Source organism: Pseudovibrio sp. W74 (assembly GCF_001623085.1).
Taxonomy (GTDB): Bacteria; Pseudomonadota; Alphaproteobacteria; order Rhizobiales; family Stappiaceae; genus Pseudovibrio.
On record NZ_LMCJ01000002.1, the window covers coordinates 212442 to 234387 of the forward strand.

The 21946-nt window shown below is 52.9% G+C and carries 21 protein-coding genes; 7 read left to right on the forward strand and 14 right to left on the reverse strand.

What is annotated here, in order from left to right; translation table 11 throughout:
* The coding region (locus tag PsW74_RS01730; RefSeq protein ID WP_208987784.1) for a YjjW family glycine radical enzyme activase at positions 1-737 on the forward strand (737 nt) is incomplete at its 5' end.
* On the opposite strand, the gene PsW74_RS01735 is transcribed toward PsW74_RS01730, so the two are convergent.
* On the reverse strand, positions 734-1642 hold the full coding sequence (locus PsW74_RS01735) for an AraC family transcriptional regulator (protein ID WP_108819721.1): 909 nt from the start codon (positions 1640-1642) through the stop codon (positions 734-736). The genes PsW74_RS01730 and PsW74_RS01735 overlap by 4 nt on opposite strands.
* A 125-nt stretch (positions 1643-1767) precedes the next feature.
* On the opposite strand from PsW74_RS01735, the gene PsW74_RS01740 reads away from it, so the two are divergent.
* On the forward strand, positions 1768-2595 hold the full coding sequence (locus PsW74_RS01740) for a cysteine hydrolase (RefSeq protein WP_057460872.1): 828 nt from the start codon (positions 1768-1770) through the stop codon (positions 2593-2595).
* Positions 2596-2703: 108 nt separating this feature from the next.
* The gene (locus PsW74_RS01745; RefSeq protein ID WP_063287470.1) at positions 2704-3186 is read left to right on the forward strand and encodes a hypothetical protein; all 483 of its coding nucleotides are present in this window, start codon (positions 2704-2706) and stop codon (positions 3184-3186) included.
* A gap of 36 nt (positions 3187-3222) precedes the next feature.
* On the opposite strand, the gene PsW74_RS01750 is transcribed toward PsW74_RS01745, so the two are convergent.
* The 9 genes from PsW74_RS01750 to PsW74_RS01790 form a co-directional block, all read right to left on the reverse strand.
* Complete coding sequence (locus tag PsW74_RS01750; RefSeq protein ID WP_063287469.1) at positions 3223-3978, reverse strand: SDR family oxidoreductase; 756 nt, start codon at positions 3976-3978, stop codon at positions 3223-3225.
* Positions 3979-4079: 101 nt separating this feature from the next.
* Entirely contained in the window at positions 4080-4559 is a 480-nt protein-coding gene (locus PsW74_RS01755; protein ID WP_063287468.1) for a type III secretion system chaperone, read from the reverse strand.
* A 166-nt stretch (positions 4560-4725) separates the two neighbouring features.
* Positions 4726-5364 (reverse strand): hypothetical protein, encoded by a 639-nt coding sequence (locus PsW74_RS01760; RefSeq protein ID WP_063287467.1) that lies wholly within the window; start codon positions 5362-5364, stop codon positions 4726-4728.
* 96 nt (positions 5365-5460) lie between these two features.
* Positions 5461-6312, reverse strand: a complete 852-nt coding sequence (locus PsW74_RS01765) for an ABC transporter permease subunit (protein WP_208987785.1) — start codon at positions 6310-6312, stop codon at positions 5461-5463.
* A complete protein-coding gene (locus PsW74_RS01770; protein ID WP_063287710.1) occupies positions 6312-7232 on the reverse strand; it encodes an ABC transporter permease subunit in 921 nt (306 codons plus the stop codon). Before PsW74_RS01770 ends, PsW74_RS01765 begins: the two co-directional genes overlap by 1 nt.
* Before the next feature lie 53 nt (positions 7233-7285).
* Positions 7286-8653, reverse strand: coding sequence for an ABC transporter substrate-binding protein (locus PsW74_RS01775; RefSeq protein WP_063287466.1), 1368 nt, complete (start codon positions 8651-8653; stop codon positions 7286-7288).
* A 31-nt stretch (positions 8654-8684) separates the two neighbouring features.
* Entirely contained in the window at positions 8685-9731 is a 1047-nt protein-coding gene (locus PsW74_RS01780; RefSeq protein ID WP_063287465.1) for an ABC transporter ATP-binding protein, read from the reverse strand.
* A gap of 376 nt (positions 9732-10107) precedes the next feature.
* Entirely contained in the window at positions 10108-11007 is a 900-nt protein-coding gene (locus tag PsW74_RS01785; RefSeq protein WP_063287464.1) for a hypothetical protein, read from the reverse strand.
* A gap of 179 nt (positions 11008-11186) precedes the next feature.
* Positions 11187-11669, reverse strand: coding sequence for a lysozyme inhibitor LprI family protein (locus PsW74_RS01790; RefSeq protein WP_063287463.1), 483 nt, complete (start codon positions 11667-11669; stop codon positions 11187-11189).
* A 742-nt stretch (positions 11670-12411) separates the two neighbouring features.
* On the opposite strand from PsW74_RS01790, the gene PsW74_RS01795 reads away from it, so the two are divergent.
* The 3 genes from PsW74_RS01795 to PsW74_RS01805 all read left to right on the forward strand — a co-directional run bounded on the left by PsW74_RS01795 (position 12412) and on the right by PsW74_RS01805 (position 18172).
* A complete protein-coding gene (locus tag PsW74_RS01795) occupies positions 12412-14112 on the forward strand; it encodes a Na/Pi cotransporter family protein (protein ID WP_063287462.1) in 1701 nt (566 codons plus the stop codon).
* Between the two features lie 99 nt (positions 14113-14211).
* Entirely contained in the window at positions 14212-16518 is a 2307-nt protein-coding gene (locus PsW74_RS01800) for a nitric-oxide reductase large subunit (RefSeq protein ID WP_063305809.1), read from the forward strand.
* A gap of 241 nt (positions 16519-16759) precedes the next feature.
* Positions 16760-18172, forward strand: coding sequence for an MATE family efflux transporter (locus PsW74_RS01805; RefSeq protein WP_063287709.1), 1413 nt, complete (start codon positions 16760-16762; stop codon positions 18170-18172).
* A gap of 9 nt (positions 18173-18181) precedes the next feature.
* Here the strand turns inward: PsW74_RS01805 and PsW74_RS01810 are convergent, their stop codons facing one another.
* Complete coding sequence (locus tag PsW74_RS01810) at positions 18182-19021, reverse strand: helix-turn-helix transcriptional regulator (RefSeq protein ID WP_063287741.1); 840 nt, start codon at positions 19019-19021, stop codon at positions 18182-18184.
* Between the two features lie 126 nt (positions 19022-19147).
* On the opposite strand from PsW74_RS01810, the gene PsW74_RS01815 reads away from it, so the two are divergent.
* Positions 19148-19384, forward strand: coding sequence for a DUF2061 domain-containing protein (locus tag PsW74_RS01815; protein WP_063287708.1), 237 nt, complete (start codon positions 19148-19150; stop codon positions 19382-19384).
* 16 nt (positions 19385-19400) lie between these two features.
* Here the strand turns inward: PsW74_RS01815 and PsW74_RS01820 are convergent, their stop codons facing one another.
* The 3 genes from PsW74_RS01820 to PsW74_RS01830 form a co-directional block, all read right to left on the reverse strand.
* Positions 19401-19811: an NUDIX domain-containing protein gene (locus PsW74_RS01820; protein ID WP_063287707.1), complete on the reverse strand. Its 411-nt coding sequence runs from the start codon at positions 19809-19811 to the stop codon at positions 19401-19403.
* 72 nt (positions 19812-19883) lie between these two features.
* Positions 19884-20522, reverse strand: coding sequence for a peptide chain release factor H (prfH, locus tag PsW74_RS01825; RefSeq protein ID WP_063287706.1), 639 nt, complete (start codon positions 20520-20522; stop codon positions 19884-19886).
* The gene (locus tag PsW74_RS01830) at positions 20519-21676 is read right to left on the reverse strand and encodes an RNA ligase RtcB family protein (protein ID WP_193775928.1); all 1158 of its coding nucleotides are present in this window, start codon (positions 21674-21676) and stop codon (positions 20519-20521) included. The genes prfH and PsW74_RS01830 overlap by 4 nt, the downstream gene beginning before the upstream one ends.
* Positions 21677-21946: the final 270 nt, after the last annotated feature.

A 21946-nucleotide genomic window follows, 5' to 3' on the forward strand; every position in this document is an offset into this window, starting at 1 on the left:
TGAAGCTGTGCAACGATTGCGGCGACTGCGTGCCAGAGTGCCCGACCGGCGCTCTGACCATCGTGCAGGGCAAAGTGGTGCACGACGCGAGCATTTGCGACCAATGCGATAAGTGTCTGGATGTCTGCCCCATCAACGCCAACCCCAAGGTCACGCAATACAGTGTTGATGATGTTCTGGCGCTTTTGCACCAGAACAAACCGTTCCTAAATGGCATTACAACTTCAGGTGGGGAAGCTACGACGCAGCTGAAGTTCATCATCGCTTTGTTCACAGCGATCAAAACGGATGAAAAGCTGAAGGATCTAACCTGCTTCATCGATAGCAACGGCTACCTGCCCGAAGCTGCGTGGAGGACCGTTCTACCCGTAACCGATGGCGTGATGCTTGACATCAAAGCCTTCAACAACACCCTACATCGCCTACTCACCACCCGCAGTAATGAACGCGTTCTGGCCACCGCTAAGCTGCTCTTTGACTCCGGCAAGCTGCACGAACTGCGCTATCTGCTCATCCCGGGCCGCACAGACAGCGATGAGGAAATCGAAGACCTCGCTAACTTTGTTCGTGCACTGGATACGGATACGCCCCTGCGCCTCAACGCCTTCCAACACCACGGCGTCAAAGGCGAAGCCCTCACCTGGCCCACCATGAAAGAACCAGACATGGAACGTATTGCAGCGGAGCTGCGATCAGCAGGGCTAACGAATGTGGTGGTGCCAGCGGTTTATATTTAGCCCTTCCGCTCCATTCGAAACTTCTGCGGTGAAACGCCGATGGCGGCTTCGAAGGCGCGGGAGAAGGCGCTGCGGCTGCGGAAGCCGATGAGGTGGGAGACGCGCTCAATTGGGTGGTCTGTTTCCAGCAGCATAGTGGCAGCACGGCGCATGCGCACATCTCGTAAAAGTTCCATCGGGCCACTGCCGTATGCTTCCTGAAAGCGTTTGGCGAAGCCACTGCGGCTCATGCCCGCGAGGGAGGCAAGGCTCTCGACGGAGTGCGGTTCGCCCGGAGTGTCAAGGATATGCCGAAGCACTGGCCACATACGTGGATCGCGCAGCGCGGCCATCCATTCCAACCCACCGCGCTGATCGTTGAAGCGGCGGCGCATCAGCTCGATCATGCATTGCATCAAGAGTGCACGCACCATGGCGAGGCTTCCGGGCGCAGGGTTGGCAAGCTCCAACAGCAATCGTCGGATTGGCGCTTCACAGGCATCTTCGCCAGCCTGATTTTCGACAATTGGTTCCTGCACCAGATCAATCAGATTCTCCATCTGCCGCAAGCTGAGCGAGATACGAGAGCAGATCGCGATGAGCTGGCCTTTGTCCTGTGTGTCACTGTTATGGATCAGGTGTGCCATTTTCAGCTTGTCAGGATTGCAGCTGGGGATTGGATCGTGAACCTGCCCGAAGCTACGCAGAACGTGCTTTTTGAGGGCAGGTACAAGAATCAACGATCCTTTGCTGACCGGAATGGCAGGGCGTCCCGGCAGCACAAGCTCGCCTTCTCCGGCAAGTACATAGTGCAGCGTTGCCAAAGGGTCTTTGTCCAGATCAAGATCACAGGCGCCATTCAGCTCACACAAAGCAAACGGATGCGCCTGTATCTCCATTTCATCGAGAATAAAATGAATATCCATGCTGATCTCTATACGCCGCCAATCGATGGAATGATACATATCAGGACGAAAAGGTACCAATTCTGGACCATAAAGCACATAACCTATTCCATCTTCTCTTCACCGAACAAGAGAAGGAACAGACGATGTGTAATGATCATGATCACAAGAAAACACTCAGCCGCCGCGATGCTCTGCGCGGTGGTCTGACAGCTGCAGCAGCTGTTGGCGGTGCGGCGATTGCAGGTTCAGCGCACGCCAAAGCGCAGGACAAAGTGAAAGATCCATATGCCCCACCAGCAAAGTCCGTTCTGCCTCCAAGCAACATGAAGCTGGACCTGAGCCGCGCCGCTCTTGTGGTAACAGATCCGCAGAATGACTTCTTGTCTCCTGATGGTGTAACCTGGGGCGTGGTGGGCGAAAGCGTGACCCGCAACAACACTGTCAGCAACATTGAGCGCCTGTTCAAAGCCGCGAAAGCAGCAGACATCACCGTGGCTGTTTCTCCTCACTACTACTATCCAACCGATCACGGCTGGAAGTTTGAAGGTGCGCTCGAAAAGCTGATGCATAACATCGGCATGTTCGACCGCAAAGGTGCACTCAACGTTGACGGTTTTGAAGGCTCCGGCGCAGACTGGCTGGACGTTTATAAGCCATACATCAACGACGGCAAAACCATCGTCACGTCTCCGCACAAGGTCTACGGCAACGACACCAATGACCTGTCCCTGCAGCTACGCAAGCAGGGCGTTGATCAGGTTATTCTGGCGGGTATGTCTGCCAACCTGTGCACTGAGAGTCATATGCGCGAGTTGATCGAGCAAGGCTTTGAGGTTGCTGTGGTGAGTGATGGCACCGCTGCTGCCATTATTCCGGATGGCGATGGTTATCTTGCCGCTCTGACCAACTTCCGCTTTATCGCAAACGCGGTCTGGACAACAGACGAAGCTGTTAAGCTGCTTCAGGCTTGACCACCTAGCGCACCGCCTTATTCCTTAAGGTGGTGCGTTCTTTATCTCCGTTTCGCTAACACCTCAATTTGAACTGCATGTGCAACCAGTTTCGGTTAGAGAAGAGCTATGGCTCAAAAGACGAAAATTGGCCGCCGTGTTGGTGGTTGGCTCTATCTGCATCGCTCTGGCGTAGAATTACTCCCAGCAGAGGACGCTGAACGGCTGGCTCAGGTCGCGGCACAGCATTCGGACACCGCTTGGAACCTGTGCAAGATCAGCAAGGACAAAATCTCGCTGCTGCATTACGAGGACTTTGAGACCTCCGGCTTCCCGGCTTTGCTCCACTCCATCACGTTTGATCTTGCAACCCAAACAAGCAAGGCCATCGACTATTCCAAGCGTGAGAACCCACCAATCCTGCATCGCAAAGAACTGCTCCTGCCGGATGACGCCCCCAACATCCCAATGTATGCCGCTTTAACGAAGGCTGCCGAGGAAGCAGGTCTGTTTGCAAAGCCCGCAGGCATTGGAACGCGCAAGGCGTGGAACAAACGCATTGCTGATGCCGGGTTGAAGTTGGACGGTCATCAGCTGCTGACAAGCAGGTAAGAAGGGAGGCTGTGCCTCCCTCTGTTTTACATGGCTTTAAACCAGCCGGATTGAAACACCACCATCGGCAGTCATTGCGCTTCCCGTCACGAAACTGGACCGATCCGAGAGCAGAAACAGCGCTGCTTGGGCAATCTCTTTCGGGCTTGCCATGCGTTTGAGTGGATGCAAGCCAGAAATGAAGGCATGTCCCTCCGGGTCATCCCCTGCCATTGCTGTTTTGGTACCGCCGGGGAGCAGCGCGTTGATGCGGATGCCATCTGGTCCATGGTCCGCGGCCAGCGATTTCACCAGCCCAACCAAACCCGCCTTGCTTGCAGCATAAGCCCCCATACCTGGCATGCCGCTGTTGCAGTGCCCCACAAAGGAGGATGTGAACACAATCGCCCCTTTTGTGCGTTTCTTCAAAGCCGGAATCTGTGTTTTTGCCGCATAAAATGCGCTGGTGAGGTTGGTTTGCAGTACATTTTCCCAGTTCGCGCTGTCCATCTCTGGGATCGGCTCCATGTTCCCCACAGTGCCAGCATTGTTGAAGGCCCCATGCAGCACACCATAGGTGTTGAGCGCATGTTCTACCAATGCGGAGGCATAGGCCTCATCAGTCACATCTCCTGCAAGATAGGTGGCTGAACCGCCTTGTTTCGTGATTTTGTCTGCCAGTGCTGCGAGCTCTGCTTCACGTCTGGCCCCAAGCACCACGTTAGCGCCTTCATCAACGAACAACTCGGCTGCTGCCGCGCCAATTCCGCTGCTTGCACCCGTGATGATGATCGTTTGTCCGTGTAACTCCATGTTTTCCTCCAGTGGTTGACTAGAGGCACTATTGGCGTCTGCGCGGACAAAACCCACCCGATTTGCGAGGTCCCAGATCTTTGAGAACTCGCCTTCATCACTTAAGGCATCAGATACTGCATTTGAGAGTTTAGGCTATCGACTGGCATATCCTGCACAGGAACAGGTTCATCAGAGGGGAACTTTGCCAGCTCCACCAGTTCATGCACCCAGAAACTGGTGTACTTCACGAACAGTTTGACGGTTTCTGCAAACTCTTCGACTGACAGATTGTCGACCTGAATGGCCTGGGTCAAAAGCACCTCAGAGCTGCGCTGGTTGATTGAAAGCGCAGCGTGTCCCGTGCCCATACCGTTATAGTTGGCTTCCAGAAGGTGCAGGTAGAGGGACTTGGGGACGTTGTTCAGGTTTGCCAAACGGCTGTTGAGCCGGACCACGTTTGCGTTGAAATCCAAGACCTGAAAAAACACCTCGATCTCACCATCAACCGTCAATGAGCAAATATTCTCTGCGTCCAGTTTCAGGTCCGGCAACCCTATCGTCTCGCCGAATTGCCTGAGTGTGTTTTCAACCATTTCCATTTGTCGCCCCTTAATTTGTAAGTGATCTGCTTTTCCTACCCACAGACCGCGCGAAACCCGGTATTTCCAGAGCCTTCACGAAAAGACGCCGCAAACACCAAGTGCTTTAAAATGTGAGAGGATGCCCTGGCAATCTGCATTGCCTTTCCTCTCACGTTTGATCAGCTTACAGAGTGAGTTCTGCCTTGACGCCCCTCAACGCAGATGGAATTTCACTCATGATGTCATCAATAAAGTGGATTTCTGAACTCAGGTCCCCAACGGACATGAGGCCGCCTTTCACAAGTCCTTCAAAGACATGAAGCGCACGCTCGGCATGGGCAGAATGGCCGCGCACCAGCCGATCACCATCACCTTTGAAATCATGCAGGCGAATTGAATCACGCTCTTGCATCGAAAATTGAGAGGCCGCATTTTGCAGCTGTTTTGAAACAAACCCACGTGGGTTATTGGGTTCCAATTTTTCTGCAGCGTGGTGCAACTTCGTAAAGCTTTGATAAGCCTCAGCTAACCTGCCGTCTTTTAAATTGGAGAAAACGGCGGAAACAGCTGAACTTGCAGATTCTTGCCGGCGGTCTGCCGCTGCATCTGCGTCGGTTTGGCTCCACACAATCTGCTTGGTTGCCATGCCCTCAAAAAATTCTGAAATCTTGCTCGTGGTGCTGTTCGAGCTTTCGCTAATACGCGTTTCGTTGGATTTAGAAACAGTGTGACCACCCAGCTCTGCCGCTTGAAGAGCTGCCGGTGCATTCACTTCCAGCGGGGCATGGTACGAGGACGCTCCGCCAACTGAAATACCCGTCATAATCTAATGCCTAAAGTTCTTCCCATGGCTTCAACGTACCCAAAGGCTCACACTTCAGGTGTGTTGAACAAGACAGATCTCTAATTAATTTAGGGATTACTCAGCTAACGGATAGCTGCGAATAAAGCGATCTGTGAAAATCAGCAGGATGATACCGGGCACAGATGCGATGAGGGCAATGCCAGCTCCTGTTGCATCCAGTGCACCGCCGGATATTTTTGCAAACAGCAGCGTCGGCAGAGTGATGATCTGCCCCTGCCCGATGAAAAACGTAAGCAAAAACAGGTTGGTTGAGACCAAGAAGGTGAACAGGCAACCTGCAATCACTCCGGGAAGGATCATAGGCAAAGTCACGCGGAAGAAAATCTGTCGGCGATTGGCACCAAGAACACGTGCGTGGTCTTCTGCGTCCGTTCCATGCCCCTGATAAACCGCTGTCAGCATGCGCACCATGTATGGAATGGTTGGGATCAGATGCACCACAATGACGCCTGCATAGGTGCCAGCAAAGCCGAGCGCAATAAAGATCATCAGCAAAGCAATACCAATAGCAGCTTCAGGAATAAGAAGCGGCAAAGCGATCAGAAACTCAAGCTGGTTTTTACCGCGAAAGTTCCGCTGTGCCAGCACGCGAGCAGCGGGCAGACAGATGAGCAGGCACAACAGCGTCACTGCAATGCCGATACCAAGCGTGTTGATGGTCGCTTCTGCAACGCGAGAACTTGGCGAGAACACATAGTCCCATGCCAGTGGAAACGGAGAGCGTTCGCGCTGCTCATGCCACCAGACAGTTGGCAAAATGTTCGGCCACGCCCAACGGAAGGCCAAAGACTGGATGATCAGCGGTGCAAACGGTGCGATGGTAAAGGTTGCCATGGCCAACACGAGCAGGCGTTGCCATGGACTGATGGACTTAATGTCCCGGAGGCTGGAGCTTGAACCTATCATCAGACGCGCCCCCTTGCCCGCTCATATCTGCGGTAGCCCAACAGGTAAACTGCGAGGAAGATGCCGGAAACCAATGCCAGTGAAACAACCACGGCCATGCCCTGCAACTGGAACGCATAGTTGGCATCCTGAAAATACCGCCAAGCCAACACAGGCAAGGTATCCGGATAACCACCACCCAGAATAAGCGGTGCTTCAAATGCACCGATGTTGAACGCAAAGCAAATCAGCGAGGCAGAGACAATGCCCGGCATGATTTGTGGCAGCGTGACACGCCAGAAAATCTGTCTGGAGTTTGCACCCAGCACCATGGCTGCTTCCACCGTATCTTCGCCTTTTCGAGCCAGAACGGCAGAAAGGGTGAGCGTCATAAACGGCACCTGCTTCCAGACATAAACAGCGATAATCCCGCAGCCTCCATGGGTTTTAAGGATCTGTACAAACTGAGCCGGATCATCAATCAACCCAAGACCCGCAGAGATGCGCGAGAGCAGCCCGCCATTGCCCAGCATCACCAGCGCCAGTGCAATGCCAACGGTGTACGGCACCATAAGTGGCAAACGGATGAGTGCCCCGAAAACCCGCGAGGCTCTGAACTTCTTGGACAGGGCAATGCTGAGAGGGATCGAAATGACGAGGCCAATCAGTGTTGCTGCAAACCCGTAATAGAGCGTCAGGCCCAATGACGCCCAAAAATCAACGGAGAGCCAGAGGCGTTCAAAATATCGGGTTGTTGGAAACTCATTGATACCAAACCACGGCGCATAGCCAAAGCTTTGCAGAATGCCCAGCACGACTGCTCCGCCAAACAACCCCAGCAAAATCACAAGCAAAGGCATCACCTCAGCAACATCACGCAGGTTCTGCATGAGCGCTGGAGATGCAGTCGTTTTTGAGTTTACTGGAAGTGCCTTGGGCATCAGCTTTCGTTTCATAAAAAGCGGATGGCAGAAAGCCGCCATCCGCAAAAATGTTAGTTGTTCAGTTCGCCGGAGACCTGCGCAACGATATCTGCAAGGGGCTTATCGTCTTTGCGCTCGATAACCGCCAACCAGGTGGCTTCAATCACATCAACAAGACTGGCGTTGGTGTCTGGCGCGATGTTGTCGTCCAACTGCTGTTGGGTCACGCCGTAATGTGGAGGCGCGGAGGCTGCAACTTCTGCCGTTTCTTCTTCACTCAGGCGCCACAGATCCAGACCAACAGGCATGCCTGCGGTTTTCAGCTTGGAGGCCTGCGCTTCAGCTGAAGAGAAGTAGTTGATGGCCACAAGAGCTGCTGCCGGATGTGGGCTGTTGAGTGGAACGGCAAGGTAGTTCTTGTTCTTGATCATGTTGCCAGCCGGGAAGATCATCTCTTCCGCTTGTTCCGGATAGGCACCCGTGATCAGACCGTTGTGATTGCCAAACACACCAAACTTGCAATTGAAGTGCACTTCGGAATTGAGGAAGAGATTATCGAGTTCACCAGAATTCTCAGCATAACGTGGCTTGCCGGAAGCTCCGCCTAGTAACAGTGGTTCGATGCTTTTCAGGTACTCAATACCCGGCTTCATCAGGCGTGCCAGCTCTTCGCCGCCCATCTCTTCAAAACTCTGCTGGTAAGGCGCAGCCCCGGTGCCGTCCGGATTGTGCGCATAAAGGACAGACTGCACAAAGGTGTTGCCCAGATAATGCGGAGGCTTCACATAAGTGAACTTGCCTGGATTGGCTTCCAGATAGGTCTTCAGCTGCGCAAAGGTCGCCGGTGTGTTTTCTGCAGAGACGTGGGCGCGGTTGACGGAGCACACATACTGCTCACCAGACCAGGGCATTTCCTGAAAACCGGTTTCAACGCCAAAATCGCGCAGGTTGAGAAGTGAGCGCGGATCGCTCTCATCCCACTCAAAATTCACAGAGTTAGGCAGGCGGTTGGCAAAAGCACCCCACAACGCATTTTGCTGCTTGAGAGAGTAAAAGTTTTCGCCGTTGACCCAAACCAGATCCACACTGCCCTGCTCTTCACCGCGACCTGCTGCAAGTTCAGCAATCACCACATCAACCGTGTCTTTGGTTGCTGTGATGCGCACAGGGTTCAGCTTCACTCCTTCGGCAGCCAATGCCGGTGTTGCCACCTGATCAACCCACAGATTGATGATGTCGGACCCGCCCCAGTAATAAAAGTTGACGGTGCCTTCATCCCGCGCTTTGGCGGTGACATCTTCCCACCCCAGATTGCCCTTCAGAAATTCACTGCGGAACATGCCCGGAGCGTCTTCTGCCTGCAGAGCGCTGCTCCAGCTGACAACAGCGAGCGTGCTTGCAAGTAGCATCTGTTTGGTGCGTGACTTTGTGTTCTTCATAAATTGCCCCCAACCGGTTCTTCAGCCGCTTTTACTGCAACAGCCAAATTTGCTCTGGCGGTAAGGTCACGGTGACCGCATCGCCTGTTTTTCTTTTGATTGTAGATGCTTCCTCAACGGTCAGAGATCCCTCTCCCACCTGAAGCGTGTAGCGCATCATCGCGCCAAGAAATTCTGCTCGTGTGATTGTGCCGGAGAACGCATTTTTCTGCGGTGCTTCGCAGCACTCTTCAATCTGTATGCTTTCAAACCTCAGCATAGCCTTTGATGGCTGTTTAGTGCCAAGGCCTGATCCAGCTCCCAGCATAAGCTGGCCATAAGGGCTCTCGATATGCCCATCACATGTTGGTGTGCATGCAAAGATATTGGAATGCCCCATAAAACGGGCAGTCTGTTCATTAGCTGGACGCTGGTAGATCTCATCGGGTGCTGCAAGGTGGGCAATTTTACCGTCAAACATCACCGCAATCCGGTCCGCCAGATCCATCGCCTCAATCTGGTCATGGGTCACCAGCAGCGTCGTCATGCCGTACTCATCATGCAGATCGCGGATAAACTGGCGCATCTCAGTACGCAGCAGCGTATCAAGGCTCGCCATTGGTTCATCCAGCAACAGCACTTCAGGCTTAGTCACCAACGTACGCGCAATCGCAACGCGCTGCATTTGCCCACCGGACAGCTGAGCAGGAAAACGCTTGGCAAACGCCGAGAGACGGACGATCTCCAGCATCTCGTCCACCTGCCGCATCTGCTCATCTGCTGAAAGGCCGCGCACAGACAGACCAAAGGCTACGTTCTGTTTAACCGTCATATGTGGGAACAGTCCAAAACGTTGAGAAACAAGGCCAACTTTTCGCTTCTGGACAGGCAGAGTGGTCACATCCCGCCCATTGAACCAGATGGAACCGGAGGTCGGTTGCTCCAAACCACAGACCATACGCAGGCTCGTGGTTTTACCGCAGCCAGATGGGCCCAACAGCACCAGAAACTCGCCGCACGCCACATCAAGATCAATGGCATCAACCGCAGGCGTTCCTGAGAACACTTTTGAGAGGTTTTTCAGCTGAACCTGCGTCACACGGCGCCTCTTCACTCATCTTGATCGGGACGTTTGCGTCCATCTGTTATTATTGTTGCTTTCAAGCTGCAGCGAAACCTGCGCAATAGCACAAGCCTACCCCATAAATCGGAGGAGGTCAGGTTTCTCCTGTCAGTTGAGTGATTTGCACACTATGCCAGTGCGTTACTGACGGTACAGTAAAACCGGCGTGAGTTTAACGTTATGAGGCCTGCCATACAGAATATCAGCAACTTACCGTCATCCAAAGCTGCTCGTTTCGCACAGACATGCCGTCAGCAAGCACACTGATCTCCGCCGTAGCTCCTATTCAACCTCTTATAGAAACAACGGAATTTGAAAGGCTGACGGCTTGCAGGCAACACAGAGAACTTGCTCAGGCATCAGCCTTTGCGAAGGCAAACCAGAACTGTTCTGCCACCGGTTTCGTCTGTGAATAGATTTTGCGGAACGGCGCAGGAAAGTTTGCTTTGGCAAAAGCAATGTCTCCTTCCAGAAAATGCTTGCGATAAATCCCCTCAACATCTTTGGAAAGGACCGCTGCTCGTTTGCCTTTCTTGCAATAATCAAGCGCGCTTTTGAGCAGTACATTGCGCAGCCCAGTGTCCTCAATAACGGAAAGCTGCGGAATGATAGATAGTCCAAGCTCATTCAGACCTGAGTTGGCCCGGTGACTGAGATCATCCGGCTCCAGCAGTTTCTTCTCGTAAAACTTGTTTATGAGATCAACATACTCAACCGGGTACTTCTCCATCGCCTCCTGAGGCAGATACGTGACAGAGATCTGCTCAAGTTGCTGTGCAACGCTTTGCCATGCAAACGAAGAGGTGACTGCCTTATTTGCAAATTCATGAAAGGTTTTGGGAGTGCCATGCCACGACAGGCAATGGAGAAAGAACGAGACCAGGAAATCGGTACGGTTTCGCACGGTGACCAGCGTTTTAACTTGCACACCTCGTCGCTGCAGTTCTTTCACGAGCTGAGAATAGCGTTTGACGTTGGGATAGAACTGTTTATGGACGAACGCCTTACCCATGAGCCTTTCGTGAGAAATTCGATAGGTGTCTGTCTCTGGCTTAGTAATTGCTTCCTGAAAAAGGTCTGCCAGTTCCTCTGCTTTGGGCTTGATCATACGGTTTTCATAGAGTCTCATAAATGAGCTTGCTTTGAAGCTTGTACGATCATCAAACAAATCAGAGTGTTTGGAGTAGAGCTGCTTTTGCAGGGCAGTTGTACCGGTTTTATGCGCACCGATATGGATCAGAACCTTCTTCATCAGCACAGACCTTAAGGCGTATCCCTGAAACGCGGGGTCGGATTTCAAAATGGATTACGCGACAGATTTTGAAACGAGCATCCGTTCAGCCTAACCACATTGGCCTGTACTGCCATTCCCGAATATTGGCCCCTTTAAAGGGAGAGGCCATGTTCATCAGTGAGCCCTCTCAATCCTAATTAGTGCGGGCCGGCTTCGACAAGAAATTGCTGGAGCTGCAGGCTACGCACCGCAGTCTGGTCTCCCATGCAAACGGACATGGTGAGCGATGCATTGCTGCCTCCCTCATAAATCAGTGCATTCGCGGAACACGTGTCATCACGAAACTTGATCCAGTTGCGTTGCGCATTCTTCAGGCTGGCTTTCACATTGGTGCTGGCCACCTTCATAATCTCAGCATACGCAGTGTTGAGGCGCTGGTCCCACACCATATACTCCTGCACTGCGCAGAAAATCATGTGGCTGTTTTGGTACTGACTGCCGATACACTGCTCCATCACCTCTCCAAAGCAAGCCATAGCCGGATAGCCACCGCCCTTCTCTTCTACACACTTTGCGATAGTCGCGGCCTGTTCCTCCGTTGGCTCATCAGCAGCCTGAGCGAGAGAACAGAGTGAAAGAACCAACGAGAGCGAGAACAGAGACGTGCGCATAAAACTCATAGAAACCTCAAAGTAATTTTCTCTATAAAAAGTGATAGGTGATCTACTATGAGAAATTACTAAACCAACTCTCTGAGAATAGCCTAGTCATTCTCCACAATATCTCGCAGATTTCCTATCATAGTTACATGACAAACGCGTTTGGTTTGAAACGCCACACAAGATCGAAGCGGGTCATTCAACTTGATGCGCCTTTGCAGTCGGTCCTCAAAACTGGGCGAAACCGAGTCAATTACAAGAAGTGCTGATCAAAAAGCACCATATTACACTTTTGTGAGGGGTTGGGGAAAACGCACGTCGTGCGCATTTTACGCACACTGATTCCCAATGGTTTGCCAATTAATAAATATTCAATTATTTCAGAGCCTTGCGAGAGTTCATAAAATTCCACCTCATAAGTTTGCTGTGATCACGCAACATCTCAAAAAACGCAATTATTGCGCAAATTTCTCGTCATAATTGAGCTAAGCATATTGAGTTATTGGCATAAGTGTCTTAAGTTATTTATTAAATCATTGAGGTGGCTAATTTGGTTGCCGGATCGATTTCAAGAATCCGCTAAAGCTCCCAAGGCACGCGAGCGATCCCTTGCTTCCCTTCTCGTCCAAACGGGGAAGCGAGAGATCTCGCATATTCTGATAGTCCGACAACTCCTGCTTAAAGACCTTTGCCGTGCATCACGACAACTGCGTTTAAGTGAGCCTCCTATTAATAACCGCGAGAGCTGAATCCGGAGGCTGTGATGGGCAGTTTTGAAATACTTCTACACCTTGCTGCCGGCATTTCCCTATTATTTTGGGCCACCAGAATGATCCGGACAGGCGTTGAGCGAGCAGTTGGTCAAAAATTCCAAGGTTGGATGCAGCAGGCTTCTAAAAACCGCTACACCAGCTTCACAACCGGCTTTTTAGTCTCCATCATCTTGCAGAGTGCAACGGCCACAGCCATTCTTGCGCGCGGGTTCATAAGCAAAGGCTCCATTACACTGGCAGCTGGTCTTGCCATCATGCTTGGCGCAGACCTTGGCTCCACCATGGTCGTTCAGGTGCTCTCATTGGACCTCAGCTGGTTGCTACCGGTTTGTCTTGTTGTTGGTGGCGCCCTGTTCTCGCGCGGCAGCACACGCACCATGCGCCAGACGGGCCGCATCATCATTGGCGTGGGGCAGATGCTGATCGCATTGTCTTTCATCGGCATGGCCTCCGAGCCTCTGCGTGAAAGTGGGGCTCTGCCAGTCATCCTGAACCTGCTGATCGGTGACCCATTCGTTGCGATCATCACAGCAGCTGCTTTGACCTGGCTGCTGCATTCATCCGTTGCAGTGGTGCTCATGATCATGACACTGGCAAGCACCGGCGTGCTGCCGATGGAAGGTGCTCTGCTCTTCATTTTAGGCGCAAACATCGGTTCCAGTATTATCCCTCTGGTCCTTACCATGAGCGATAGTGCAGATGTACGCCGTGTACCGCTTGGCAATATGATCTTCCGCGTGGCCGGTGTGTTGATCACATTGCTGCTGATGCGCTTTGATGTGTTCACCATCGACATGCTGGGCGATGATCCGGCACGTGCAATCGCTAACTTCCACAGTGGGTTCAACCTTGCTGTTGTTCTGCTGGGCATTCCAACCATTGGCATTGTCGCTCGCCTGACCAAACTCATTATCTCTGATAGCGCAGGCCAGTCTGACGAAGATGCTGTTATGGAGCGTCTCAGCCTGCTTGACCGCAAGTTGCTGGAAACCCCCGACCTCGCCTTTAACGCTGCTACCCGTGAAATGCTGCATATGAGCGAAAAGGTGGAAGCCATGCTGCGTGGTGTGATGGTGGTGTTCCGCGGCGATGATGCAAACACAGCCAGACGGTTGATGAAGATGGATGACGAGATCGACGATCTGCACCGCTCCATCAAAGAGTATCTGACTGATGTGACGACCAAATCCATGAGCGACGAGGACTATCAGAAGTATACAGAGCTGATGAATTATTGCGTTTGTCTGGAACAGATGGGGGATGTCGTCCAGCGCAACCTGTTGGTACTTGCAGAGAAAAAATCCGGCCTCAACAAGGAGTTCTCACAGGAAGGTTGGAAGGAAATCAAAGACCTCCACGCCGCAGTGCTGCAAAACCTGCAACTCTCTCTACGAGTGCTCATCACTCGCGATGCTGAGCTTGCGAGGGATCTGGTTGCTCGCAAGGTTCTTGTGCGTGAACTGGAGTACAAGAGCCGCGACGCGCACCTGCGCCGTCTGAGCCAGAACCGTCAATCCAGCCGGACAACAAGCTCCATTCACCTGGAAACCATCAGTGATCTGAAGTACCTGAATGCGCTTTTGACCACTGTTGCCTACCCAATTGTTGAGGGGGAAGGCGAACTACTGCGTAGCAGGCTCACCAACGAGCCACAGAAAAACCCGGTTAGCGCCGTACCAGTGGGCACATAAGCGCCTCTCCTAACTTTGAGGGAGGCACGGCCGAAGTCAGATTGATACTCTGATTTGAAACGCAAGCCAGTGTTTCCCCCGAGGTCAGGAGCTACAAGCATGTTTGACAAGGACTATGATGTAACCTTTTCACTCAAACGGCTTTGGATATTCCTCGCCGTTGGCATGGTCCTCTCATTTGGTGTTCTGCTCTTTTTTGGCGCCGAAATTTACCGCTTGAAACCGCCGATCCCAGACATGGTGGTCTCGGACAATGGCGATATCATCTATACAAAGGATGACATCGAAGAAGGCCAGAATGTCTGGCAGTCTTTAGGTGGCATGCAACAGGGCAGCGTCTGGGGGCATGGCAGCTATGTAGCGCCGGACTGGTCCACCGACTGGCTGCACCGTGAAGCACTGGCTCTTCTGGATGTTTACCACCGCGATCGGGTTGGTTCCGGTTACACCCCACCAAGCGATGAGCAACGGGCCTTCCTTCAGGTTCTCATAGAAGACGAAATGCGGCGCAACCGCTACAACCCTGCCAACGAAACCATCACAATTTCAGACGACAGGGCAATTGCCGTCAGACAGGTGGAAGATCACTTCACAAGGTTGTTTTCGTCCTATGACAACATCGACGGGCAAAACCTTCGGGATGATTACGCCTTCCCTCCCAACATCCTGATCACACCCGACCAAGCTCAAAAACTCTCCGCCTTTTTCTTCTGGACCTCCTGGAGCTCCGTCACCAACCGGCCAGATGATACAATCTCCTACACCAGCAACTGGCCTCATGAACCACTGGTCGGCAATCAGCCCACCGGGGCCGCTTTCATCTGGACCATTGTCAGCATCCTTCTGCTGCTCGGCTGTGCAGGAGCCCTGTGCTTCTATTACGTGCGCCAGTATGATTTATGGCGCGAGCGCATTGTGCCGGAAGGTGGTGCAGCAACAAAGAACCCACTGGCGAATGCCAAACTGACACCATCCATGCGCGCGACAGCCAAATACTTCTGGGTGGTTGTAGCCCTGATGGTTGCTCAGGTGGCCCTGGGAATTCTCACCGCTCACTACGCCGTTGAAGGACAGGATCTCTATGGCATCCCACTGGCGGAGTTTATTCCTTATTCCATCTCACGCACCTGGCATACACAGCTGGCAGTGTTCTGGATCGCAACGGCCTGGCTGGGCACAGGCCTTTTCATGGCACCATTACTTTCCGGCAAAGACCCAGCCTATCAGACACTTGGCGTCAACTTCCTTTGGCTCTGTCTCATCATTATCGTCGTAGGTTCATTTGCTGGCGAATGGCTCGGGGTCAATCAGTTCTTCTCCCGCACAATGAACTTCTGGTTCGGTCATCAAGGCTACGAATATGTTGATCTGGGGCGCTTCTGGCAGATCTTCCTCTTCATCGGCCTGCTGCTGTGGACTGGTCTGGTCCTGCGTGCTCTCTATCCCGCGTTGAAGGGCGGTCATAACCGCAGTCTCATTGCTCTCACACTGCTGTCCGCTGTTGCCATCGGTTTGCTTTACGGCGCAGGCCTGCTTTGGGGCCAGAACACTCATATCAGCGTCATGGAATACTGGCGCTGGTGGGTGGTTCATTTGTGGGTTGAGGGCGTCTTTGAGGTGTTCGCGACAGCCATCATCGCACTCATTTTTGTGAATCTGAAACTGCTACGCGCCTCAACCGCAGCTGTCGCCGTCATTTTCGCCACCATCATCTTTATGGCCGGCGGTGTGCTGGGCACATTCCACCACCTGTACTGGAGCGGTACTCCAATAGGCGTGCTCGCTCTTGGGGCAGTGTTCTCGGCGCTGGAGGTTGTTCCGCTATTGGTTATCGGCTTTGAGGCCTATCAGACCCACAAGCTGGAACAGAACACTCAATGGATCAACCACTACAAGTGGCCGCTTAACTTCTTCGCCTCGGTTCTGTTCTGGAATCTGGTTGGCGCTGGCTTGCTCGGCTTCTTCATCAATCCACCGCTGGCACTCTATTACATGCAAGGTCTCAATTCCACACCAGCCCACGGTCACGCCGCCATGTTTGGCGTGTATGGCCTGCTGGGTATTGGCCTCATGTTGTTCTGTCTGCGCTCCCTCATTCCAGACAATCGCTGGAGTGACAAGTGGCTGCAGCAAGCGTTCTGGGGGCTCAATATCGGCCTTGCTATGATGCTCGGGCTCTCGCTGATCCCGCAAGGGATTTACCAGGCCTACATCAGCTTTACTGAGAGTTACTGGCTCGCCCGTGCACCAGAAACGATCCATGGCCCGGTTATGACTGCATTGGTCTGGGCACGCGTGCCCGGAGACATTGTCTTTAGCTGGGGTATCTTTTCAATCGTCATGTTCATGTATCGCGCTTACTTTGGCCAACCAGTAAATGAAAAAGAACAGACGGCAAAGGCTTAAGGCCTCAAACGCACTCTCATGCTGAGCAAGTGCTTATAAAGCCATAAAAAACAGGCCTCGCCTCATTTGCCGGTGAGGCCTGAAAACGTAGCGGCCTACACCGTTTGTGGCGGAGCAGCAACACATACTCTCATTCATGTGTATAGCCATGTGCATTGCGTAAAAGTGTATCTACAACTAGAAAGAGCTATATATACTGGCTACGATTTTTAGTTTTATTTCCGTAAGGTACATTTCTTAGTTGCTTAGATTTCCGCTGTTCCATCATGAACTGACGCGGGTTCTGCGCATTTCAGGTCCTTTGATGCTGGCCATGTCCGGCAGAACTCTGATGATGATCGTAGACCGACTGTGTCTCGCCGCCTATTCCGAACAGACCCTCACGGCCTCTGGCCCGGCGGTCTTCATGGGCATGTCTGCAATCTCCTTCTTCTCCGGCGTCACCCAGATTGGCCGATCAGTCATTGCAGAAGCTTATGCCCGCAGCGGAATAGAAGCGGCACACAAGATGGGTGGCAGACTGTTCGCCGTCGCAATCCTGTGCGTATTGGGCCTCATCCTCACACTGCCTTTATTGATGAACCTGTCGCAGTTCAGCTCCCGACCGGGTGAAATCATTGCACTGGAGAATATTTATCTCAGTTGGGCCATGCTGTTTGGGTCCATCATGATCCTTGACGGCGCAGCGAGTTGCTATTTTGGCGCTGTTGGAAACACACGCCTCATTTTTAAGGCCAGTATTGCAGGCCAGTTGGTGTCCATGCCCATGACCTATGTTCTGGTGTTCGGGCTCTATGGATTTCCCGAGCTTGGCATGGCGGGTTCCGCCATCGGCACGGTGCTTGGGTCCCTCGCTGTGTTGGTTGTCTATCTCACTCAAACACCTCGCGCTTTGCGGGTTGCAGCGTTGAATGAGGCGAAGGCGTTGATCAGTAAATCACGCCGGGCTTTTGAGGTGATTGCGCTCTTCAAACGCGGTGTCCCTTTGGGCGCACATGACAGTACAGATGAGATTGGCAACACCGCCATTATCTGGGCTGTGTCCATGGTGGGGGCCACCGCACTGGCGGCCAACAACTTCAACGTCATTCTCAATTATGTCGGCATCATTCCGGTGATCGGCATTGCCAATGGCGCGACGATCCTGTCCTCACAAGCCATTGGCCGCAATCAGTTTGAGCGAATTCCCAAAATTGCCAGTGCCTCCCTGTTCGTGGCATTTTCCTACGTGGCAGTCGTGACAGTGCTGTTGCAGAGCTTTGATCGGGAGATCACCTCTCTGTTCTCGCTTGGCAATTATGGGCAGGACATTTTCGAGCTGTCAGTCTCCGTCACCTCACACATCTGGTATTATGCGGTGGCTTTTGCTGTTTCTTTCATCGCCAGCGGCATGTTGCAGAGCTTTCACCAAAACACATATGTTTTCAAAACCCGCATCCTCACCATGTGGTTTGGCAGCGTCCCGGCCTCCTATCTGATTGCTTACAACTGGAGCATTGAGGAGGGTGCGCTTCAACTCATCTGGATCTCTCTGAGCACATTCGAGCTGGGGCTCGGCCTGCTGTTCACAGTCAAGATCTTTTCTTGCCTGAAAGAGCACAACCTGCCCGAGCCTGCATGGGAGACCGAAATTGAGAGAACCGAAGTGACTTGAGTCGCAGATCTACGCGATCAGAGTCTCCACATAATCTGCGACGTCTCTGGCATCCACGGAGGCCTCGCGGACAAGCCAGTCGAAATGATCCGTGAGCGAGCTGACCCTTTCCGCTTCACGAAATGCCAGATAGCACTGCCCCACATAAACCACCGCCAGATTCGGCCCGAAGATGGTGATCGGCGCGCTGAAGACTTTGTGCGCATCAAAGAGAAACAGGCGCAAGCGGGGGAACATTTGGCGGCAGGTATCTGCCACAAATTTCAACTGCTCAACCCGCGTTTCTTTATTCAGATGCGCATAATAGCCAATGCCTTGCGCGCAGGCTTGTATCTCATGAAGCGGGATGGCAATTTCATAATCAGACTGGCGCGAGCGCAGCCAGTCCAGCTGTCCGCTGATAGACCCAACCACCTCTTCAGGGTCCAACCCGCGAAACGAGGCATACTCCCATGCCAGCATACGGTCTGTTTTTAAAATGTCAGGCAGTGTGGCTGGCACATGGCGCACTTTCAGTCCGGTTGCTTCCTTGTGCCAGTTGAGGATTTGCTCATCAACAGAGGATCGCTCCGCCGGGCTCAAGGCCATTGCAGCTGCAATGATATCACCCGGGCGCTCTGGCCTGTTGGTGAGCCCTAGCAACCAATCCGCACTCACCCTGAGCGAGGCTGCCAGATCGGCCAGCAACTGGCTGTTGGGCAACCGCGGGTTTTCATTGTTCAGCAACTGACCAACGGTAGAGCGATCAACACCTGCATTGCGAGCCAATTGGCTGCGCGTCACATCGGCCTCTGCCATCGCTTCAAACAACCTGTTTCGAAACAAAGTCGCTCTGTCACGCTTGTCCATCAAAATCACCATTGCAGATTATAATCAACAAAATGAATTTATTGCAGCTAATTTACCAAATGTCCAATCTGCATTTTCTCCGGTAGCAACAAGAGTAGGAATTACATTCTTACCTGGACATCTTATATGGACACTGCATCACGCATTTTTACAAAATCAGTTACCTGGCAAGTCATGGGGCTTTTCTCTATGACGTTGATCGGATTTGTTTTTACGGGCTCTGTCACGCTCGGCGGCGGCATTGCTATCGTCAGCTCCATCCTCGGCTTCATCTTCTACTTCCTGCATGAGATGGTTTGGTCCAACATCCAGTGGGGCCGCAAAATCACCGAGACAAACGCACAGCAGGATACCCAGAACTGACTTCACTGGGCTGTCCTCACAGCTCTCCTCTTTCTCTCAGCACGTCAAAGACTTCCCGATACTCAGGAAATGCAAGGTCAGGCAGGCTGACAGCTTCCTCAAAACCCACCCACCGCAGTTCGGTATGCTCATCACCAAGGTTCTCAGCTTCACCCTGCCATTGGGCTACAGTGAACAGGTGAAAGACAATTGCGTCCTGCGGATCGTCAGCTTGTGTTCTGAATTCGGTGATTTTTGCAAAGGCTTCTGCCTGAATGCCAGTTTCCTCTTTCAGTTCACGTAAAAGAGCCGCCTCCAGTTTCTCCCCGGCTTCAACATGACCGCCGGGGAAACTCCAGACATTCGGAGAATTCCGCCGTGCTGGCGACCGGAAACCCATGAGAACACATTTGCTCTGCAGCAGCAGCCCATTCACAATATCAGTCATTATCGGATTTCCCCCAAGGCGAATCTGAGCCACGAAGTGCCAGTTTAAAGAGGCACTCCGTGGTTGTTCAAATCAGATTTCCTTAAAGCGTGCCCCTTTAAAGCAACGCACAGGATTTCCGCGTTCCAGTTCGTGATGGAGTTGTCGCTGTGATCTCCGCAGGCGGTCCTCCTCTGTCACAGAAAGACCCGCAAGTTTTTCCTGCAAGCGCTGCACAGCGAGTTGCTTGTTGCGGTGTTGTGAGCGTTCATCCCGAGCCACGACAGTGAGACCAGTCGGCACGTGGGTCGCACGCACCGCGCTTTCGGTCTTGTTTTGATGTTGGCCACCCGGCCCACCAACGCGCAACGTCTCAAACCGAAGCTCATCTGGTTTCAGCTCACCGCGTTCCTCTGAGAGGGGCGGCAACTCAAACACACCGATGAACCAGTTCTGCCGTTTGTGGTTGGGGCGAAACGGGCTCTGGCATGTCCACTTGATTGTGCCATGCCATGACTTGGCGAAGGCCTCGATGCCACTGCCTGAGAGCGTAACTTCAACAGATGCCGCGTCTGAAGACATACCGGAGATCTCAGGATCACACACCATGGAAAGCCCAAGCTTTTTCGCCGCTTTTTCCATGGCACCAAGTGTGTGCCGAATGGCGAGCCTGCATTCTGCAGGTCCGTCACCGGATGTTACCAGCAAGCGCAAAGATGCATTCTTTGTCATCGTTTGCCCCTCCGCTCATCCGCACCACGCGCCGTCTTAAACGTGACGACAGGTGTCATGACACCAACACACGTAGCAAGCTCTGCCTCAACCAACTGATTGAGCACATCCTCAGAGTTTTTGTAGGCCTGCGGAGCTTCTTCCACGAGGAGCTGTTTATCCTCACAGACAACGCGCCCGCCATAAGACGTGCGCACCAAAGCATTGCGAACAGATTTCTGCTTTGCGATACGCCCATGCATGGACGCGCGGTCATATTTGCGCCCTGCTCCATGTGCCAGTGAGGACAGTGCCTCTGGATTGTTGCCGGTTGGTTTCAGCAAAAAGCTCTTTGCATCGCGAGAGCCTGCTAGCGGCACCAGATCTACATCCGCTTTGGCCGCGCCTTTGCGGTGAAGGAACGCATCGCCATAGCGCTCAATGAGGTTATGGCTGCTGTCCACCACCAGCTCCACATCGCAGCGCAGAGCAGCTGCTGCCCGCTCTGCGATCACTTTGCGGTTCAGGCTTGCCCATCGCACAGCAAGGTCATGCCACATGAGATAAGCGTGAGTGCGCTCGTCCCCAGCTGGCATCCCTTCCGGGCCGAGTGCTGCATATTCTTCAAAGATGCTGGCTCCCAAGGAGCGGGAGCCGGAATGCACGAAGAGCAGAACGTCGCCTTTTGAAATACCAGCTCTCGAGGCAAGGTCCGGATCCGGCGTCTCAGCCAGAACCTGCACCTCGCAGAAATGATTGCCCCCGCCGATTGTGCCGATGGCATTGGGAGCCAGATCCTCTGGTAAACCAGCAGAACGTAAATGCGCCTGTCCTTCTTTCAGATCAGAATAATCCTGAAGCATACGCAAACGGTCCGCCAGTTTCTGCGGTTTTAGTTTGTGAGCACTGAGAGAAGTGCGAAACACGGTCATGCCGCAGCCGATGTCGTTGCCGATCATGTGCGGATGCACGCGGTCAGACAGGATAGCGACACCGACCGGACCGGGGTGAAGGTCAGGAAACGCGGCGATCTGTTTGACGGCTTCAAGCTCAGCGAGTTTGTTAAGTTGGACTTCTGCATCCCCAAGGATCCAGGCGGAAGTCCCATAGAATTTATGGATTGGCGCAGGCGCACAGGCAGCGCGGGTCGCGCAATCCAAGCGTAAATTGCCCATAAGAATGGCCTATAGTTCTTGAAAGTATTTCCGAGCAATGGCTCGAAAGAAGATCCTAAAGGCCGCTAACGCTGGCTCTGAGTAGGATCAGTGCCCTTTGAAGGGCGAAACGCGGAAAGACATGGTTCGCTCCAAACTGTGCTGCGCACCAATTGCTGCAGCTGAGGGCTGGGGAAATAGCAGAGGGAAGCCGCTACGTCAATGTGACTATCCTCGTCAATCCGAGCACCGTGGCTGGACAACCACATCAGGACGTCTAGGGTACTTTGC

Coding starts and splice junctions, on each gene's coding strand:
- PsW74_RS01750 (WP_063287469.1), bottom strand. CDS start 3,978: ATGGAGTTACACGGACAAACGATCATCATCACGGGTGCAAGCAGCGGA.
- PsW74_RS01785 (WP_063287464.1), bottom strand. CDS start 11,007: ATGAAGAAGGTTCTGATCCATATCGGTGCGCATAAAACCGGTACAACT.
- PsW74_RS01820 (WP_063287707.1), bottom strand. CDS start 19,811: ATGACTGATATTGTGAATGGGCTGCTGCTGCAGAGCAAATGTGTTCTC.
- PsW74_RS01830 (WP_193775928.1), bottom strand. CDS start 21,676: ATGGGCAATTTACGCTTGGATTGCGCGACCCGCGCTGCCTGTGCGCCT.
- PsW74_RS01795 (WP_063287462.1), top strand. CDS start 12,412: ATGGGCAGTTTTGAAATACTTCTACACCTTGCTGCCGGCATTTCCCTA.
- PsW74_RS01745 (WP_063287470.1), top strand. CDS start 2,704: ATGGCTCAAAAGACGAAAATTGGCCGCCGTGTTGGTGGTTGGCTCTAT.
- PsW74_RS01765 (WP_208987785.1), bottom strand. CDS start 6,312: ATGATAGGTTCAAGCTCCAGCCTCCGGGACATTAAGTCCATCAGTCCA.
- PsW74_RS01755 (WP_063287468.1), bottom strand. CDS start 4,559: ATGGAAATGGTTGAAAACACACTCAGGCAATTCGGCGAGACGATAGGG.
- prfH (WP_063287706.1), bottom strand. CDS start 20,522: ATGACAAAGAATGCATCTTTGCGCTTGCTGGTAACATCCGGTGACGGA.
- PsW74_RS01790 (WP_063287463.1), bottom strand. CDS start 11,669: ATGAGTTTTATGCGCACGTCTCTGTTCTCGCTCTCGTTGGTTCTTTCA.
- PsW74_RS01735 (WP_108819721.1), bottom strand. CDS start 1,642: ATGGATATTCATTTTATTCTCGATGAAATGGAGATACAGGCGCATCCG.
- PsW74_RS01740 (WP_057460872.1), top strand. CDS start 1,768: ATGTGTAATGATCATGATCACAAGAAAACACTCAGCCGCCGCGATGCT.
- PsW74_RS01800 (WP_063305809.1), top strand. CDS start 14,212: ATGTTTGACAAGGACTATGATGTAACCTTTTCACTCAAACGGCTTTGG.
- PsW74_RS01760 (WP_063287467.1), bottom strand. CDS start 5,364: ATGACGGGTATTTCAGTTGGCGGAGCGTCCTCGTACCATGCCCCGCTG.
- PsW74_RS01775 (WP_063287466.1), bottom strand. CDS start 8,653: ATGAAGAACACAAAGTCACGCACCAAACAGATGCTACTTGCAAGCACG.
- PsW74_RS01815 (WP_063287708.1), top strand. CDS start 19,148: ATGGACACTGCATCACGCATTTTTACAAAATCAGTTACCTGGCAAGTC.
- PsW74_RS01810 (WP_063287741.1), bottom strand. CDS start 19,021: ATGGACAAGCGTGACAGAGCGACTTTGTTTCGAAACAGGTTGTTTGAA.
- PsW74_RS01770 (WP_063287710.1), bottom strand. CDS start 7,232: ATGCCCAAGGCACTTCCAGTAAACTCAAAAACGACTGCATCTCCAGCG.